This window comes from Nocardioides sp. R-C-SC26, from assembly GCF_021246465.1.
Taxonomy (GTDB): Bacteria; Actinomycetota; Actinomycetes; order Propionibacteriales; family Nocardioidaceae; genus Nocardioides.
In genome coordinates, this window is sequence record NZ_JAHRHK010000087.1 from 1 (window position 1) to 311 (window position 311).

Here is a 311-nt window from a genome sequence, read left to right on the forward strand (position 1 = left end):
CGCCGCAGCGACCCCGACGTCGCGACGTCCGTGATCGGCTGGCGCCCCGTCAACGACAGGTGCTCGACGCCGTTCCTGTCGCCGGCGCAGGGCCGGTCGACTCGGTCGCGCGGGTCGCGGGATTGGGCCTGCTCGAGGTCCAAGCGAGCCTCACCAGACTCGCTCGCGCCGGGTTGGTGCAGCAGGAGGGCGGTGGGTGGCGGCTCAGTGGGCCCGCGCGCGCGTGATCCGACGACGAGGCGCGCCCCGCGGCTAGCATCGAGAGGTGGCTGACGTTCCCGAGGTCGACGCGACCTCGGAGTCGTTCGCCG

General features: G+C 74.0%; 1 pseudogene. It reads left to right on the top strand.

From position 1 onward, the window contains the following. A pseudogene (locus KSO97_RS17550) lies at positions 1–227 on the top strand (DNA-protecting protein DprA); the annotation flags it as partial. Positions 228–311 lie beyond the last annotated feature (84 nt).